General features: G+C 72.9%; 14 protein-coding genes. 3 read left to right on the forward strand and 11 right to left on the reverse strand.

The window, feature by feature from the left end:
• Positions 1–4: 4 nt before the first annotated feature.
• Complete coding sequence (locus AB0412_RS23755) at positions 5–3,388, reverse strand: CARDB domain-containing protein (protein WP_366404578.1); 3,384 nt, start codon at positions 3,386–3,388, stop codon at positions 5–7.
• Between the two features lie 196 nt (positions 3,389–3,584).
• Between AB0412_RS23755 and AB0412_RS23760 the strand changes: the two genes are divergently transcribed.
• Positions 3,585–4,292, forward strand: coding sequence for a hypothetical protein (locus AB0412_RS23760; RefSeq protein WP_366404579.1), 708 nt, complete (start codon positions 3,585–3,587; stop codon positions 4,290–4,292).
• A gap of 34 nt (positions 4,293–4,326) precedes the next feature.
• On the opposite strand, the gene AB0412_RS23765 is transcribed toward AB0412_RS23760, so the two are convergent.
• The 3 genes from AB0412_RS23765 to AB0412_RS23775 form a co-directional block, all read right to left on the reverse strand.
• On the reverse strand, positions 4,327–5,169 hold the full coding sequence (locus AB0412_RS23765; RefSeq protein WP_366404580.1) for a transferase: 843 nt from the start codon (positions 5,167–5,169) through the stop codon (positions 4,327–4,329).
• Positions 5,166–6,431, reverse strand: coding sequence for a glycosyltransferase family 4 protein (locus AB0412_RS23770; protein ID WP_366404581.1), 1,266 nt, complete (start codon positions 6,429–6,431; stop codon positions 5,166–5,168). The genes AB0412_RS23765 and AB0412_RS23770 overlap by 4 nt, the downstream gene beginning before the upstream one ends.
• A gap of 84 nt (positions 6,432–6,515) precedes the next feature.
• Complete coding sequence (locus AB0412_RS23775; RefSeq protein ID WP_366404582.1) at positions 6,516–6,923, reverse strand: cupin domain-containing protein; 408 nt, start codon at positions 6,921–6,923, stop codon at positions 6,516–6,518.
• Between the two features lie 394 nt (positions 6,924–7,317).
• On the opposite strand from AB0412_RS23775, the gene AB0412_RS23780 reads away from it, so the two are divergent.
• Positions 7,318–7,830, forward strand: a complete 513-nt coding sequence (locus tag AB0412_RS23780; protein WP_366404583.1) for a hypothetical protein — start codon at positions 7,318–7,320, stop codon at positions 7,828–7,830.
• Between the two features lie 33 nt (positions 7,831–7,863).
• On the opposite strand, the gene pgm is transcribed toward AB0412_RS23780, so the two are convergent.
• From pgm to AB0412_RS23815, 7 genes are all read right to left on the reverse strand, one after another.
• Positions 7,864–9,504, reverse strand: a complete 1,641-nt coding sequence (gene pgm, locus AB0412_RS23785; RefSeq protein ID WP_366404584.1) for a phosphoglucomutase (alpha-D-glucose-1,6-bisphosphate-dependent) — start codon at positions 9,502–9,504, stop codon at positions 7,864–7,866.
• Between the two features lie 135 nt (positions 9,505–9,639).
• Positions 9,640–10,101: a hypothetical protein gene (locus tag AB0412_RS23790; protein WP_366404585.1), complete on the reverse strand. Its 462-nt coding sequence runs from the start codon at positions 10,099–10,101 to the stop codon at positions 9,640–9,642.
• Entirely contained in the window at positions 10,098–11,006 is a 909-nt protein-coding gene (locus AB0412_RS23795; protein WP_366404586.1) for an STM4011 family radical SAM protein, read from the reverse strand. The genes AB0412_RS23790 and AB0412_RS23795 overlap by 4 nt, the downstream gene beginning before the upstream one ends.
• A gap of 9 nt (positions 11,007–11,015) precedes the next feature.
• Positions 11,016–12,395: an STM4012 family radical SAM protein gene (locus AB0412_RS23800; RefSeq protein ID WP_366404587.1), complete on the reverse strand. Its 1,380-nt coding sequence runs from the start codon at positions 12,393–12,395 to the stop codon at positions 11,016–11,018.
• On the reverse strand, positions 12,392–13,213 hold the full coding sequence (locus tag AB0412_RS23805; protein WP_366404664.1) for an STM4013/SEN3800 family hydrolase: 822 nt from the start codon (positions 13,211–13,213) through the stop codon (positions 12,392–12,394). Before AB0412_RS23805 ends, AB0412_RS23800 begins: the two co-directional genes overlap by 4 nt.
• A 19-nt stretch (positions 13,214–13,232) precedes the next feature.
• Positions 13,233–14,372, reverse strand: coding sequence for an STM4014 family protein (locus tag AB0412_RS23810; protein WP_366404588.1), 1,140 nt, complete (start codon positions 14,370–14,372; stop codon positions 13,233–13,235).
• 8 nt (positions 14,373–14,380) lie between these two features.
• Positions 14,381–15,337 carry an STM4015 family protein gene (locus tag AB0412_RS23815; protein ID WP_366404589.1) on the reverse strand — a complete coding sequence of 319 codons (957 nt, stop codon included), beginning with the start codon at positions 15,335–15,337 and terminating at the stop codon, positions 14,381–14,383.
• A 178-nt stretch (positions 15,338–15,515) separates the two neighbouring features.
• Here AB0412_RS23815 and AB0412_RS23820 point away from each other — a divergent pair, with 178 nt between their 5' ends.
• Complete coding sequence (locus tag AB0412_RS23820; RefSeq protein ID WP_366404590.1) at positions 15,516–15,842, forward strand: hypothetical protein; 327 nt, start codon at positions 15,516–15,518, stop codon at positions 15,840–15,842.
• Positions 15,843–15,909 lie beyond the last annotated feature (67 nt).

The following is a 15,909-nucleotide window of genomic DNA, read 5'->3' on the forward strand; positions in this document are numbered from 1 at the left end:
CCGCCTACCGGTTGATCACGAACTGCGACCCGGGCTCGACGACGACGTCGCCCTCGGCCGAGTCGGTGATGGTGACGTTCGTCAGGGTGGCGCTGCCCCGCGCTCCACCCATGGCGAGGATGCCCGCCCCGTTGTTGGACCTGTCGATGGTGACGTCGGTGATCCTGGCGCCGGGCACGGCTCCGCCGCCGGACTTGAACTGGATGCCGTCGTAGGTCGAGTCGTGGATGTCGGTGTCGCGGATCACCACGCCGGGGATGTCCGCCCCCTGCGCGAACAGGGTGATGGCCCCGAACTCCTGGTCCTCGTTCCAGAAGGCGCCGCCTGTGCGGTACAGGCCGTTGTTCGCGACGAGGGTCTGCCCGGAGAAGGGCACCGGGTCGTGATCGGTCGCCAGCATGATGCCCGGGTAGTTCATGGTGTCGTGGACGAGGTTGTTCTCGACGGTGTTGCCGTACCCTCCGTAGATCGCGATGCCGTTGGCACGCCAGGGCAGCTGGACGGTGTTGTTGCGGAAGTGGTTGTCATGGCCGACGTCCGTGGACGGGTCCTTGACGTACTTGCTCGCCCACACCGCGAGGGCGTCGTCGCCGGTGTTGCGGAACGACGAGTTGTCCACCACGGAGTTCCGTGTTCCGTTGGTGAGGTTGATGCCGTCCGCGTAGGTGTTGCGGATCCGCATGCCGGTGAATTCGAGTCCGTCGCCCGGGTTCCACAGTTCGGGGATGTTGCTGTGGTCGCGGCCCACCCACACACCGACGTTGGCGTGCTCGATCCACACGTTGCTGATCTTCGTGTTCCTGCCGAAGCGGCCGTTGAGCGCGACCCCGCCCTCGGCGCCGCCGTCACCGCCCCGGATGGTGCCGGAGCCGAAGACGGCGATGTCCGAGATCCTGGTGTTGTCGTCGATGTCGAAGCCGAAGTTGCCCTCGTGCGGGTGGTTGATGCCGCCGGCCTGGTGGGGCGGGGTGAGTGTGTACAGCTGTGAGTGCCACATGCCGGCCCCCCGGACGGTGACGTCGCGGATGCCGACCTGGTTGAACTGGCCCCGGTCCTGGGGGTCGTCGGTGAGGATCTTCTGCTCCTGGCGCCACTGGCCGGGCGGGATCCACACGCAGTCGATCTGCCCCTTCTGGTCCGCGGTGACGGCGCGCTGCAGCGCGTCGGTGTCGTCCAGTCCGTCGTTCGGGACCGCCCCGTACTCCGTGACGGAGACGCAGTCGGCCGGTTTGGCGGCGGGCGGGGCCACCTGCTCCAGATCGATCAGGTCGACGACGTAGAAGGCGGCCGTGTCACCGGCGTCGCGCTGGAGCCGGAAGGTGGTGCCCGCCGGGTAGGTGCGGTCGAGCAGGGCGTGCGACTCGTCGAAGAGGCGGCGGGCGTCGGTCTGCGGGGTGTTGGTGAGCCCCTCGGGGGCGTCGGTGTTGCCGTAGAGCCAGCTGTGCTTGGAGCTGAGGTTGAGCTTCTGCACGAACTCGCCGTCCGCGTAGAGGCTCAGCGTGGCCTCGGTGCCGCCGCCCGCCGGGGCGTCCGGGATCGAGGTGCGCACGACGACGGAGTTGGTCGCGCCCGTGGAGGTGAACTGTACGTACTGCCCGGTGGAGTTCAGGCGGACGGACCGGCGCCCGGAGGACTCGGTGGCGAAGTTGGTGTGGCCGAAGGTCCGCTTGGCGTCGGCGGTGAGGAGCGTGCCGGTGTAGGTGCCGTCCTCGGCCTCGTACTCGGTGTAGGGCACGGCGGCGCCGCGGCCGACGACGATCGAGCGGGTGAGGATGTTGTTGCCCTCGTTCGTCTCCTGGACGGTGTCCGTGGCGTCCGCCGTCGCGGTGAGCAGGCTCGCGCCGCTCGTCGCGGTCCAGGTGCCGCTGACGCCGACGTCCGAGGTGGCGCCCGCGGCGATGCTGCCCGTGGTGCCGTCGAGGCGGCGGCCGCCCACCTCCAGCCGGGTCACGGAGCCCGCGGGTGCCGCCGTGGTGCCCCGGTTGTGCACGGTGACGGTGAAGGAGACGGAGGCGCCCTGGGCGGGCGAGGCCGGGTCGGTCCTGATCGCGCGGACCTCCAGGTCGGGGCCGGGGGCGCGGCCGACGGTCAGGGGGCCGGTGGCGGTGCGGCTGTTGTTGGTGTCGTCCTGTTCGGGGACGGTGTCCGTGGGGTCGACCACGGCGGACACGGTGTAGCTGCCGGCGGTGCGCCTGCCCGCGTCGACCGTGACGGTGGTCGAGGCGCCGGCGGCGAGCGCGCCGACCGGGGCGCTGCCCGCGACGGTGCCTTCGAGGCTCACGTTCACGGTGGAGGCGGGGGACGCGGCGGCGCCGGCGTTGCGCACGGTGGCGCGGACGGTGACGTCGTCCGACTCGGTGGGGGCCTGTGGTGTCCAGGTGAGGTCGGTGACGACCAGGTCGGGGTTCGGTGCGGCGGTGCCCATCACCTCCAGCTCGGCGACCTGGGCGCCGTATCCGCTGGAGTTGTGGGTGAAGCGCAGCCGCACGTCGGCGTAGCGGCCGGTGACCGGGATGGTGACCGTGTTGTCGTTCGACCCGGGGTCGAAGGTGTGGTCGGCGCGGGGTGTGAGCGTGGTGAAGTCGCTCGCGCCCTGCTCGCGTCCGAGGACCTCGATGCTCTGGGTGCGGGCGGCCCAGGCGGGGTCGGGGTCGAGCTTGACGACGACGCCGGTGAGGTCGGCGTCCGCACCGAGCCGCACGGTGAGGGTCGCGGGGTGGCCGTCGGACTCCCAGTAGGTGCCGCGTCGGCCGTCGTTGGCGTGGCGTGCCACGTACGAGTGAATCGTGGACGAGGCTTCGACGGGTTCGCCGAGGGCCAGGTTGGTGCCGTCGGCGGGCGGCACCTCGGGGTCGCCGCCGGTGTCGCTGTCGTAGACCTCGATCTCGGCCAACTGGGCCGCGTTCCAGCCTGTGTTGGCAGTCACCGTCACGCGGATGTGGCGCACGTCGCGGGCGGTGAAGCCGAGGGTGAGCGTGTTGCCGTCGCCCGGGTCGAAGCGGCGGGCGGCGGAGGCGGAGAGAGAGGAGAAGAAGGAGCCGTCGGTGCTGCCCTCGACGGTGAGGGTCTGGGTGCGGGGTTCCCAGGTGGTGGGCAGTTTCAGCACGACCTGGTCGGCCTCGACGGTGCCGCCCAGGTCGACGCGTACCGACTGCGGGAACGCCCCGGCCGGGCCCTCCCAGTAGGTCTGCTGACTGCCGTCGGTCACGTTCGGCGCGGGGTGGCCCGCGTGGGAGCCGCCGGCCGTGACCGGCTTGCCCAGCGCCAGGTTGGGGCCGCGTGCGGCCTGCGCGGCGGCGCCGGCCGTGCCCGTGGGGAGGCCGACGGCGACGAGGCCGGCCAGGAGGAGGCCGGTGAGCGCCCGCAGACCGCGTTGCTTCCGTCTCATGAAGCCCTCATTCTTCAGTTGGGTTTCTTATTTGCGTAACTCCGTAGATTTCTTGCGGGTGTTCGACCGAGAGTTTCCCTCAACGCCACGCTTGTCAATGGCATGGACACAACGTCCCGGAGAAGTCCGTGAACGGCGTGCGTGACGCGGTCGTACGATGACTGGCCATCAGGCAACCCACGAGAAGGGCACCGTCATGTCCGAGAGCCCGGCCTCCGTCACGGACCTCACCTCGCAGTACACCGCTCAGGTGGCCAGTGACCTGGAGCGCAACGTCAAGGAACAGGAGCGCGTCTCGGCCGAGATCGCCGCGCTCCAGGAACGGTTGGCCGCGCTGCAGCGCGACCACACCGTGCTGGTGAACATGCAGCAGGCACTGGGCGTCGCGGCGCAGCCGCCGGCCGCCGCGGAGACCGCCGGATCCGCCGAACCGCCGGCGTCCGACGGCACGTCCGGCCCGGAGGCGGTGTCGCGCGGCGCGACGGTTCCCGCGCCCCGCAGGAGGAGCGGCGGCGCCAAGTCGGGCGCGGACAAGCCGAAGCGCGGGAAGAGGAGCACCGCAGCCTCTCCCCGTGCGACGTCCGGGAAGCCGGCGCGCACGTCCTCCCGGTCCAAGGGCGCCACCCGGTCCGAGGCCGCCACCGGGCCCAAGCTGGTGGAACTCGTCCGGCGGCATCTGGCCGAGCAGAAGGAGCCGCGTTCGGCGGCGGAGATCGCCACCGCGATCGGCCGGTCGCACCCCGAACGCTCCGTCAAGACCACGGTCGTGCGCAGCACCCTCGAGGGCCTCGTCGCCCGCAACCAGGCCCAGCGCAGCAAGCAGGGCTCATCGGTCTTCTACACCGCGCCCGACACCGACCCCGAGGACACGGCGAAGACGTCCGAGACCAGCTCCCCGTCCTGAGGCACCGCGCACCGGCTCGGTCGTCAGCCGCCCGTCACCCCGACGCCACCTCGACGGCGAGGTCGTTGTCCACGGTGTAGTACGGGCACACCGCGGCTCCTTCGACGGTGGTGCGCGGATACACCCACACCCGCTTGCGGTCCGCCACGTCGTCCAGCAGACGTCCGATCCTGATCAGCGGCGCACCGGCGGCGGGCTGGAGGAAGGCGTCCCACACGCGAGGGACGCCACCGGACGCGCCCACCAGTTCGTCGAAGGCGGCGGTGAAGGAGAAGTCCCTTCCGTCGGCCACGGGCCGGAAGCCGAGCAGTGTGTCCCTGCTGCCCCGCAGCCGCAGCCGCACGGTGGCCTCGTCGGTCAGTTCGGCGCCGTGGAGGCGCGCGTGGACCGTCATCGCCCCGTGCGCGATGTCGATACGGCCGGCCTCCGCGTGGGCGGGGCGCAACCAGGCGCGGATCGCGAAGAAGCCGTCCATGGTGGCGTACGGCACCCTGACGGCCACGGGTGAGGGCCGGTCCCGCAGGCCGCCGTCGACGAGCCGGCGCAGGTCGCGCAGGCCGGGGCGCAGCCGCTGCCGTTCCGCTCCCGGTTGCCCCGGCTGCTCGGCGCCGGTGTCCGCCGCGGACAGCAGATACGCGTCCCAGCGGCCCTCCTCCAGCACGGTCCGCGCTTCCAGCACGGCTCTCGAGTGGCCGTCGGCGCCGTGGCGTTCGAGGTCGAGCAGGTGCCGGGTCGTCTCCGGACGTCCCTTCCCGGGCCGCAGGACGAGTGCCAGCCGGGCGCGCTCGGGGTGCCCCGGTGCCAGGTCGAACGTGATCCGGCCGTCGGCCTCGGCCGTGCAGTGCAGACGCGGCTGCGCAGGGGGCCGGGTGCTCATCGGTGTGCCTTCCGTACGGTGCGCAGCGCGCCGGAGGCCGCGACCAGGGCGAGGTCGCGGGCGGCATGGGCACCGCTGATCAGGGTGCCGGGTATCCCGCCGCGTCCGGGTGTGGGCCCTCGCCCCGCGCCTCTGGCGGCCCGGGCGTCCCGCAGGAGCTGTTCGGCCTGCTCGACCACTGGTCCGGGGGCGTAGCGGCGGGCGTTGGCGCGGGCCGCCCGGCCCATGCGACGGCGGCGTTCGTCGTCACCGGCGAGCTCCAGCAGGGCGGTGGCGAAGGCCTCGGGGTCCCCCACCGGGACGAGGCGTCCGTCCTCGCCGTCCCGGATGATCTCGCCCGGCCCGTGGGGGCAGTCGGTGCTGACCACGGGCAGGCCGCAGCGCATGGCCTCGACGAGGGTCATGCCGAACGGTTCGAAGTCGGACGCCGCCGCCCCGATCGAGCCCTTGACCCACTCGGCCTCCATGGGAGCGGCCGCACCCATCAGGAACACGTTGTTCCACAGGCCGAGGTGCTCGATCCGTGCCCGCAGCCGGGCCTCCTCCTCGCCCTTGCCGTAGATCCGCAGCTGCCAGTCGGGATGCACGGCCGCGACACGGGCGAACGCGTCGATGACCAGGTCGTAGCGCTTGACCCGGACCAGTCGGCCGGCCGCGATCACGATCTTGGCGCTGCCGTCCGCGGCGGGCAGCACGGGGTCGGGCACGCTGTTCGGAAGGGCCGCCACGCGCACGCCCGGCAGGCGCATCTTGCGCCGGTAGGCGCGGGCGTCGGCCTCCGTGACGGTGGTGAGCACGTCGAGGCCGCGGTAGGCGCGGCGCAGCGCGGTGCGCAGGCGGGGCGGGTGGTTGTCGAGCGTGAGGTGTTCCTGTCCGACGCGTATCACCCGTTCCGGGGCCTGGGAGACGAGATGCACGTTGAGTCCCGGCCGGGTGCCGATGACCACGTCGGCGTCGGTCGTCTCCAGACACTCGGCGATCCGCTGATCGGTCAACTCGCTGTACTGGTGGTAGCGGTACTCGCCGGAGGGGAAGACCCGGGCGGGTCTCAGATGCAGAGGATGCTCCTTCTCCCGTCTCAGATCCACCAACGGCCGCAATCTCACTCCGGGATGCGGAGTGAGGCTGGGGTGCTCCCGGTGCCGTAACACGGAGACGATCTCCACGTCGTGCCGCTCGGCCAGCGCGCCGGCCAGATTGAACGTGGTGGTGATCGTGCCTCCGATCCCGTAGGCGTTGTGGAGCAGGAAAGAGATCTTCATGGGGGACTAGACAGCAACAAGCAGTCAGGAGTTGTCCGTTGTTATCACTTTGTGGCTCTCGCCGGTCCGACGGGACGACGAGGGCTACCCGCGGCCGGGGCTCTGGATCCGCAGGCCGGGGCGGCGGCGGTGGACGGTGAGGTAGGTCAGGCCCTCGGGGCCGGCGGTGAGGCTGCGGGTGGAGCCGTGCGGGAGCCAGGTCAGCGTGCCCCGGTGGAGGGGGTGGGTGCCGTCGGGTGCGGTCAGGGTGCCGCTGCCGGCGATGACGAGGTGGAGGACGTCGAGGTCGGGCTCGCGGTGGGTGCCGACGTGGTGTCCGGGCGGCAGGTGCACGACGTTGGCGTCGAGTTGCCGGCCTGACTCGGCGAGCCGCCAGAGCGCGCCGGCGGGGGCGTCGTCGAGGGCGGCCAGTGCGGCGGTGTCGCACAGGATCCGCGGGAGCGGGGCGTCCTCGCGTGGGGTACCGGGGGTGTCGCCGCCTGCTGCCGTCATCCTCCGGTGTCACCGTCCCTTGTGTCTGAACTCGCCGGTCCCGGACCGACCGGGGGCGGGCTCCGCTCGGCCGCTCGGAGCTGGAAGGTAGCACGGGGCCTCGGCGGTGCCTGTCGCGCACGCTCGCGACACCGCCCGGCGCCCCGGACAGGTCGCTGCCCGGGGCGCCGGCCCGCGGCAGCCGCTTCCCCGTATGCCGCGGTGCTCGGTGGCGCAACCAGAGTGGCACGCGGGACCGGTGGTGCGAAGCGGAGTCGGCGCAACGTCAGCTTCCGGTGATGTCCGCGGTCCGGGTCCCGGTCCGCTCCGGGTGCGGGTCCGGGTCGCTGTTCCGGTGAATTCGCGCTGTGCCATGATCCTGCCCGAGCACCGGCACGAGAGGGGAAGGACGGACGTGACCGCGCAGCGGCCGGAGGACGGCGGGACGCCCGAGGAGCCGGGCGGCGGACCCTTGCTGCCGGAGGACGTCTGGCAGCGGTTCCTCACCGACGACGAACACGCCATCCGCGCCTCCGCGCCCAGGGAACCCTCCGCGCGGCAGCGGGCGGCGGGGCACCGCCCGCAGCCGCCGCGCGCCGCCGACGACGGTACGGGGTACGACGCGGCGGACGCGGTCGGCGATCTGTGGCGCCCCGACGACCCGTGGGAGGGCCCGGCCTGGCGGGACCTGGACGGCCGCGCCCGGCTGCGCCGTGTGTGCCGGGTCGCCGGTACGGCCGTCGCGATCGCGCTGGTGCTCGGCGCCTGGGCCCAGCTCTCCACGGGCGGGGGCGGCCGGCCGGAGGGGCCCGGCGACACCGTGCTGCAGCAGTCGGAGGACGTCCCCGCGGACCTGCCGACGGCCACGTCCCTGCCGGCCCGTGCCGTCAGCCCTTCTCCCTCCGGGTCCGCGGTGCAGGCCGGCTGACGGACGGCGCCGACCGGCCCGCGCGCCGGGGGCTCAGCCGTTCAGGGCGGCGAGGACCACCGTCTTCGCCTCCTCCTGCACCTGGCGGAGGTGGTCGGGGCCCTGGAAGGACTCGGCGTAGATCTTGTACACGTCCTCGGTGCCCGAGGGGCGGGCCGCGAACCAGGCACTGTCCGTGGTCACCTTGATCCCGCCGATCGGGGCGCCGTTGCCCGGAGCCTCGGTGAGCACCGAGGTGACCGCTTCACCGGCCAGGGTGTCGGCGGTGACCTGGGCGGGCGACAGCTTGGCGAGCTTCGCCTTCTCCTCGCGGGTCGCCGGGGCGTCGATGCGCTCGTAGGCGGGCTCGCCGAAGCGGGAGGTGAGGCCGGCGTAGTGCTCCGAGGGGGTCCTGCCGGTGACCGCCGTGATCTCGGAGGCGAGCAGCGCGAGGATGATGCCGTCCTTGTCGGTGGTCCACACCGAGCCGTCACGGCGCAGGAAGGACGCCCCGGCGGACTCCTCCCCGCCGAAGCCGAGGGTGCCGCCGACCAGTCCGTCCACGAACCACTTGAACCCGACGGGCACCTCGACCAGTTCACGTCCCAGGTCGGCGGCGACCCGGTCGATCATCGCGGAGGACACCAGCGTCTTGCCCACCCCGGCCCCGGCCGGCCACTGCTCCCGGTGGGCGTAGAGGTAGTTGATGGCGGTGGCGAGGTAGTGGTTGGGGTTCATCAGGCCGGCGTCCGGGGTGACGATGCCGTGCCGGTCGGCGTCGGCGTCGTTGCCGGTGGCGATCCCGAAGCGGTCGCGCTGCTCGATGAGCGAGGCCATCGCGTACGGGGAGGAGCAGTCCATGCGGATCTTGCCGTCCCAGTCCAGCGTCATGAACCGCCAGGTGGGGTCGGTGAGCGGGTTGACCACGGTCAGGTCGATGCCGTGCTGCTCGGCGATCCGGCCCCAGTAGGCCAGGGACGCCCCGCCCAGCGGGTCGGCACCGATGCGCACGCCGGCCGCCCGGATCGCGTCCAGGTCGAGCACGTTCGGCAGGTCGGTGACGTAGGTGCCGAGGAAGTCGTGGCGGCCGGTGCCGGGTGCGGCGAGCGCGCGGGCGTAGGGGATGCGGCGGACGTCCTTCAGACCGCCGCGGATGATGTCGTTGGCGCGGTCCTGGATCCAGGTGGTCGCCTCCGAGCCCGCGGGGCCGCCGCTCGGCGGGTTGTACTTGAAGCCGCCGTCGGCGGGCGGGTTGTGGGACGGGGTGACGACCACGCCGTCCGCGAGGCCGCTGGTGCGGCCCCGGTTGTGGGTGAGGATCGCGTGGGAGACCGCCGGGGTGGGCGTGTAGCCGTCGGCCGCGTCGATGAGCACCGTGACGTCGTTGGCCGCGAACACCTCCAGCGCGGTGATCCGCGCGGGCTCGGACAGCGCGTGGGTGTCGGCGCCGAGGAACAGGGGACCGTCGGTGCCCTGCTCGGCGCGGTACTCGCAGATGGCCTGGCTGGTCGCGGCGATGTGGTCCTCGTTGAACGCGGCCGCCAGGGACGAGCCACGGTGTCCCGACGTCCCGAACGTGACGCGCTGACCGGCGTCCTCCGGATCGGGGTGCAACGCGTAGTACGCCGTGACCAGCCGAGCGACGTCGACGAGATCCTCGGGGCCGGCCGGGCCGCCCGCTCGCTCGTGCTGCATGTGCCCACTCCTCCGCATGGGTTGATTCTTCTCCTGCGGAGACATCTTTCCTTGTCAGGGACGTTTCGCGCGAGCGGGCCCCCTGGCGCCCGTCCGACCGGGCGTCGCAGGTGCCGGTGCCGGCGCGGCCGGCGGTCAGATCCGGCCGCCGGTCATCCTCGTGAGGGGGCCGTGCGCGTGGCGTTCCGCGCGCCGGCCGACCGCGTAGGAGGCGGCGCTCAGAGCGGTCAGTCCCGCACCGACACCGGCGGCGACGAGCTTGCGGTTGGCTATGACGGTCCAGGCGGTCTTGGCGCCGGCGGCGACCTGACCGGAGGTCGCGACGACCGCGCGGCGGCCCGCCTCGACGCCCTTGGCCGCGGTCTGCGCGGCGCCTTCGACGCCCTTGACCGCGCTCTGCGCGGCGGCCTCGGCGGCCTGGGCCGCGCGCTGGGTGCCGGACGCGGCCGCTGACGCGGTGTCAGTCGCCTTGGACCCGGCGTTCTTCGCCGCCCGCTCGGCCGGGGCGGTCGCCTTGTCCGTGGCCTGACGGGCCTTGGAGGCGGTGGCGCCGGTCGCCGCGTTCTTCGCTTGTGTGTTCTTGTTCTGTTCACTCATGGACACCGACTTGCCTCCGATTCCCGGGGCAAACCCGTCGGGGCCGACGAGGTGTGCGGCGGGAGCGTCTCCGGGATGCGTTCCAGGACGCCGCCGGCGAACACGTCGTACAGCGGCAGCGTCTCCAGGTGCACATAGCCGATGTGGCAGTCGCAGGTGGTCAGCGGGCAGGGGCGCGGGCGCAGGGCCCCGCGGTAGGTGCCGTCGTAGAGGTTGCCCAGCTCGGCGCGGACGAAGTGGCAGCGGCGGACGGTGCCTTCACCGTCGACCGAGATCACGGACTCACCGGTGCGGCAGGGCAGCCCGGCGCTGGCGTGCGGGCGGCGGCTGTAGGGGAACAGCGGGTCCAGCGCGGTCCACACGGCGGCCTCGGCGTCGTCGTAGGTGCGGCCCTCCGCCGCGTTGACCCACAGGTACACCTGGTCCGGCAGGTCGGCACGCAGTCGCCTGGCCGCGTCGAGGTGCTCGGGCAGGCCGACGATGCCGACGCTGAACCGGGCGCCGAGAAGGGCGAGTTCCCGGCATTTGCCGAGGAAGCGGTCGTACGGGGTCTGGCCGGGGTGGTACGTGCACCACAGGGCGAGGGTGTCGAGGTCGGCACCGGCGAGCCAGTCGGTGCGGCAGCTGAGGTTGGTCTGGATGGCGACGCGCCGGATGTGCGGCTGGTGGGACAGCTCGGTGAGGGTGCGGCGGTACCAGGAGCGGACCAGGCCCTCGCCCCAGGGGGTGAACAGCAGCGACAGGCGGTCGGTGGTCTGCGCGCCGGCCCAGTCGGCGAAGCGTTCCAGGCAGGCGCGGTCGGTGCGCAGTTGCTCCCCGCTGTCGCGGCGCTTGGCGAAGGGGCAGTACGGGCAGTCGTAGTCGCAGGACGCGAGCGGGCCCCGGTAGAGGAGGGTCAGGTCCATCGGGGTGGGTCACTTCCGCTCGTAGGCGGCCATGGCGGCGCGCACGGCCGGGGAGAACAGCTCCGGGCCGACGGCGTCGGAGTGGGCCAGGCCCTCGGGCGTCAGACGCAGGCGGGCCGCGTGCGGACCGTGGTCCTGAAGCCAGCCGCGGTCGGCGAACCGGGACAGCTCGGCCGGGAAGTCGTCACTCGGGGTGCGGCCGCCGAAGCGGCGCGCGTAGTCGGCGACATCGAGGCCGTCGGCCTGGAGCAGGGACTGCAGGAGATGACGGCGGCGGGCCTCGTCGGTGTCGATCCGGCGGCCGTACTCGGCGTGGCCGAAGTCGGCGGCCGGGCGTGCGACGTAGTCGTCGATGATGCCGCGGATCTCGTGCATGCCGACGGCGTAGTCGAAGGAGTAGTGCAGCCCGGCGGTGTAGGAGCGGGCGCCGCAGCCGAGGCCGATCATGCCGTCGGTCTGGCAGGCGTAGTCGTCCGCGCCCTGGGGCGGTGCGTCCGTGCGGCGGAACATGCGCATGGACCGCTGCTCGTAGCCGTGCGCGAGGAGATGGTCGCGGCCGAGGCGGTACAGGCGCAGCCGCTGTTCGTCCCAGGCCGGGTCGGGGCCGGTGGCGCGGCGGCCGAGGCCGGTCAGGGGGCGTATGTAGAGCGGGTAGAGGTAGAGCTCCTCGGGGCGCCAGGCGAGTGCCGCGTCCAGGGAGCGCAGCCAGGTGCGTTCCGTCTGGCCGTCGATGCCGTAGATCAGGTCGATGTTGAGGACGGGGACGCGGGCGTCGCGGATGCGGCCGAGTGCCGCCTCGACGTCGACGCGGCGCTGGGGGCGTACGGCGGCACGTGCTTCGGTGTCGTCGAAGCTCTGCACGCCGAGGCTGAGCCGGGTGGTGCCGCGTGCGGCGAGCACCTCCAGCCGGTCGGCGGTGGCGGTGGCGGGCGAGGCCTCCACGGACAGCGGGATCGCGCCGAGACGGGCGCCCATCCGGTGCTCGGCGATGTCGCACAGCCGCTCCAGTTCGGCGGCGGTGAGGAAGGTGGGGGTGCCGCCGCCGAAGGCCGCCGTGGCGAAATGGACGGGCTCCCGCTCGCCGAGCGCCGCGCGTACCGCCGTCGCCTGCCGGTCGAGCGCGTCGAGGTAGGCGCCGGTGAGGCCGTCCGGCGCGCCGATGCGGGTGAACAGGTTGCAGAAGCCGCAGCGGACCTCGCAGAACGGGATGTGCAGATAGAGGGAGAGGGCGTCCTTGGGCTCGGCGGCCCACAGGGAGCTCAGCCGGGGGCGGTCGGTCAGCGGGCGGTAGGCGGTCTTGTGGGGGTAGGCGTAGACGTAAGCCTGGTACGGGCTGGTCGGCTGCACGCCGGCCGTGCGGGGCGGCTGCGGTGGGGTGGCGGTGGTCATCGGGCGGCCTCGGCGGGGGTGTGGTCCAGGAAGAAGTGGGCGTAGGGCACGGTCCACACCGACTCGTGGCCGATGCGATGGCCGGTGTAGCCGTCGTCGCCGTAGGCGGTGCCGTGGTCGGAGCAGACGATGGCGAAGCAGCGGCGCCTGCCGCTCACCGCGGCGAACAGGCGGCCGATGTGCCGGTCGACGTACTCCAGTGCGGCGGCGTGCGAGGCGCGGGTGTCGCCGGACTCGCGGGTCGCGCCGGGCAGGTGGAACCAGTTGGGCTGGTGCAGGGCGGCGACGTTGACGAAGAGGAACAGCCGCTGCTCGGGCGGAAGGTCACGTACGACCCGTTCCGCGCAGGCCACCTGGGACTCGAAGGACGTGGGCGAGGTGACGCCGAACTCGGGCTGCCAGTGGGACTCCTGGAACAGTCCGGGCAGGACCGAGCCGAGCGGGCCCTGCTTGTTGAAGAAGCCGACTCCGCCGATGCACACGGTGCGGTAGCCCTCCTTCGCCAGGCCCGCGACCAGATCCGGGGTGTCGTGGACGAAGGTGCCCTCGGCCGTGGTCTCGCTGCCGGCGAAGCGGGCCGCGAACAGGCGCGGGTGCGGGCCGGGGGCGGCGGGGGTCGGGAGGAACCCGGCGAAGATCGCCTGGTGCGAGGCGTAGGTGAAGCTGCCCGGGGCGTGCCGCTTCTCCCAGTGTCCGCCGGGCAGATGGCGGGCCAGGTTCGGGATGCGGCCCGCCGCGGCGAGCTCGGCCGCGACGTCGAAGCGCAGGGTGTCGAGGGTGACGAGGAGGATGTCGTGGCTGCCGACGATCTCGTTCATGTCCGGCTGGGTCGTCGGGTCAGGCGCTGACATGGGTGGTTCCTGTTCTGTGCTGGTGGTGGTGCTCGTGCCGGTGGTGCCGCTGGTGCCGGTGTCGGACCGCCGCCACCTGGGCGGCATAGGTGTCGAGCCCCTCCGCGCCGCTGCCCGGCAGGCCGGTGAGGCGGGGCAGCAGGTCACCGAATGCGTTGACCTCGCCGACCGCGAACCGGCGCCAGCCGACGGCCGGGAGGAGATCGACGCCCACGCACAGGGTGCGCGGGAAGCAGGCCGCCGCGCGCTCGCACACGGCGAGCACGTCGGCCCAGCGCCCGCCCGCCGTCTCGACGGCGTCACGGACCGCGTCGAGGTCGCCGCGGCTGCCGCCGAGGTGAAGGTTGGTCAGCGGTGAGGTGCTGGTGCGTTCCACCGCGTGGGTGGCCCGGCCCGCCACCACCAGGACCCGCAGGTCGGCGACCCGGCCCCGGACGGCGGCCTTGGGCAGCCAGCGTTCGAGATGCAGCCCGTCGGGGGCCAGCCGGTCGACGATGGCGGCGACGTCCCGCTCCCGTTCGTAGCGGCGCACCCGCAGGGAGTTGAACAGCCGCCCGTCCGGGGCGAGTTCGACCGATGTGGTGGCTCTGATGCGGTCGCCGGCCGACGACTCGACGGCGAGCACACCGGAGGCCGAGGAGCCGTGCGCGAGCTTGACGAACAGCCTCGGCATCCGGTGGGCACGCATGACCGCGCGCACGTCGTCCCAGCCCGTGATCCGCGCCGCCGCGGGCCCCGACGTGGGCGAGTCGGGCACCGGTACGCCCGCCGCGGCGAGGGTGGCGTGGCAGCGCCGCTTGTCGAACATCACGGCCAGTTCACCGGCGTCGTCGAGGCGGACTCCGCCGCGCAGCGAGCGAACGGCCCGCGTGAACCGCGCGTACCAGCGTCCCGTGCCCTCGACACGGGTCGCCTCCGGGATGCCGCGCAGGAGTCCGTCGACCTCGGGATGCTCGCCGGGCGAATCGAGCCGGACGATCTCGTCGGCGTCGAAGTCGGCGCCGCCCGCGCGCAGGACGTCCAGCCAGGGCACGACGCGCGGCGTGGCGAGGCCCGCCGCGCGTACGGCGTCGGCGAAGAGCGCGACCCTGCGGTTGCCGGGGTTCCCCACGACGGCGAACCTCACCGGTCGTGTCACTCCCCCACGGCGACGTAGCGGTGGACCGTGCCGTCGTCGTCCTTGTCGAAGTCGGCGTCGTCCTGGTCGAGGTCCACCTCGACCCCGGCCGGTTCGAGCGTCTCCCGTATACGCTGCCGCAGCGGCTCGCTGATGTAGTTGTGGTGCAGGTCGAGCTTCTTGAGGTGGGTGAGGGGCTGACCGCCGAGGAGGGCGGCGGCACCGTCGTCCCCGAGGGTGCCCATGGACAGGTCGAGCACGTCGAGGCGGGCGACCACGGGGGCGGAGGCGACGGCGGCGGCGACCTCGTCCTGGATCTCGCTGTTGCGCAGCGCCAGGTGGCGCAGCCGGGGCAGCCGGGCGCCGGACAGGATGGGCTCCAGGTCGGCGGCCTCGCTGTCGGCGCCGTACCACGAGGTGCCGAGCCACAGGTCGAGGTGTTCCAGGGCGGGCAGGTCGCTGGCGCCGACGCCACGCACAACGTCCACCGGCAGGCCGCCGGTCTCCATGGTGAGGCTGCGCAGCGCTTCGTGGCGCAGGGCCGGGAACCGCAGTCCCGTGCCGCCGCGCACGGCGAACTCCTCCAGGGCGGGGAAGCCGGCCGGCAGCGGGGTGACGTCGGTCTGGTTGATCCAGGAGATCTCGCACTCCTCCATCACGATGTCGCCGAGGAACAGCGCGCGCAGCGCGGGCAGCCGGTCACGCGCGGCCAGCAGGGCATCGATGACGCCGGAGGGGTCCGAGTCGTACGCCTCCTGCCAGGCACCGACGATCAGGGCCCGCACCCTGGTCGTGTCGACCGCGGAGCAGAACCGGGCGAAGGCCGCCTCCCACTCCTCGTCCGCGTCGTACACGTCGCTCGTGACGCGCCAGGCGACGGCGTCGGGCTCGGGCAGCTCCGACTCGTCCTCCGGCCCCGGAAACGTGAAGGCAGGCAGGCCGTACAGCTTCTCGAGGTGGCCATGGATGGTCATACCGGCTGCTCCTGACGTGCGACGGATCGCGTGAGAGCCCAGTTCTACCAACAGCGACTGACAACGCCCGGCGGCGGGGCGGGTGACGGTCCGTCTCCGGGGCCGATTGTCAGTGGCCGCTCGTACTGTCTGCGGCATGGGCTCCGGAGCGCTGGGCGCCGGAGCGGAGGGGAGACCCATGTACCGGCAGGGAGACGTGCTGATCGTGCCCGTCGCCGACGAGGCGGTGCCGTCCCACGTCGCGGACGCGCCGAAGGAGCCGCGGGACGCCCGGGGCCGGCTCGTGCTGGCGCTGGGAGAGGTCACCGGGCATGCGCACGCGGTGGTGGGCCGCGGCGAACTCGTCCGCGAGCCGGGCCCGTTCGGGCCGCTGCTGCTGCATCTGCCGGACGGCGGCCGGGTGGTCCACGAGGAGCATGCCGCGATAGCGCTGCCCGAGGGCTGGTACCGAGTGATCCGGCAACGCGAGTACGTGCCGGGTTCCGTCCGGCTCGTGGCCGACTGACGGGCGCGGAACGGCGCTGGGCGGCGAGGGCGGCGGCAGGGACGGACAGGGCGGATGAGCAGGGGGA

The organism is Streptomyces sp. NPDC052012, from assembly GCF_040689265.1.
In the GTDB taxonomy this organism is placed as follows: Bacteria; Actinomycetota; Actinomycetes; order Streptomycetales; family Streptomycetaceae; genus Streptomyces.

What these genes read in the sequence shown, in the direction of transcription:
- AB0412_RS23800 (WP_366404587.1), bottom strand. Translation starts at nt 12,395, where the DNA reads ATGACCACCGCCACCCCACCGCAGCCGCCCCGCACGGCCGGCGTGCAG.
- AB0412_RS23790 (WP_366404585.1), bottom strand. Translation starts at nt 10,101, where the DNA reads ATGAGTGAACAGAACAAGAACACACAAGCGAAGAACGCGGCGACCGGC.
- AB0412_RS23775 (WP_366404582.1), bottom strand. Translation starts at nt 6,923, where the DNA reads ATGACGGCAGCAGGCGGCGACACCCCCGGTACCCCACGCGAGGACGCC.
- AB0412_RS23760 (WP_366404579.1), top strand. Translation starts at nt 3,585, where the DNA reads ATGTCCGAGAGCCCGGCCTCCGTCACGGACCTCACCTCGCAGTACACC.
- AB0412_RS23795 (WP_366404586.1), bottom strand. Translation starts at nt 11,006, where the DNA reads ATGGACCTGACCCTCCTCTACCGGGGCCCGCTCGCGTCCTGCGACTAC.
- AB0412_RS23820 (WP_366404590.1), top strand. Translation starts at nt 15,516, where the DNA reads ATGTACCGGCAGGGAGACGTGCTGATCGTGCCCGTCGCCGACGAGGCG.
- pgm (WP_366404584.1), bottom strand. Translation starts at nt 9,504, where the DNA reads ATGCAGCACGAGCGAGCGGGCGGCCCGGCCGGCCCCGAGGATCTCGTC.
- AB0412_RS23770 (WP_366404581.1), bottom strand. Translation starts at nt 6,431, where the DNA reads ATGAAGATCTCTTTCCTGCTCCACAACGCCTACGGGATCGGAGGCACG.
- AB0412_RS23815 (WP_366404589.1), bottom strand. Translation starts at nt 15,337, where the DNA reads ATGACCATCCATGGCCACCTCGAGAAGCTGTACGGCCTGCCTGCCTTC.
- AB0412_RS23765 (WP_366404580.1), bottom strand. Translation starts at nt 5,169, where the DNA reads ATGAGCACCCGGCCCCCTGCGCAGCCGCGTCTGCACTGCACGGCCGAG.
- AB0412_RS23805 (WP_366404664.1), bottom strand. Translation starts at nt 13,213, where the DNA reads ATGAACGAGATCGTCGGCAGCCACGACATCCTCCTCGTCACCCTCGAC.
- AB0412_RS23755 (WP_366404578.1), bottom strand. Translation starts at nt 3,388, where the DNA reads ATGAGACGGAAGCAACGCGGTCTGCGGGCGCTCACCGGCCTCCTCCTG.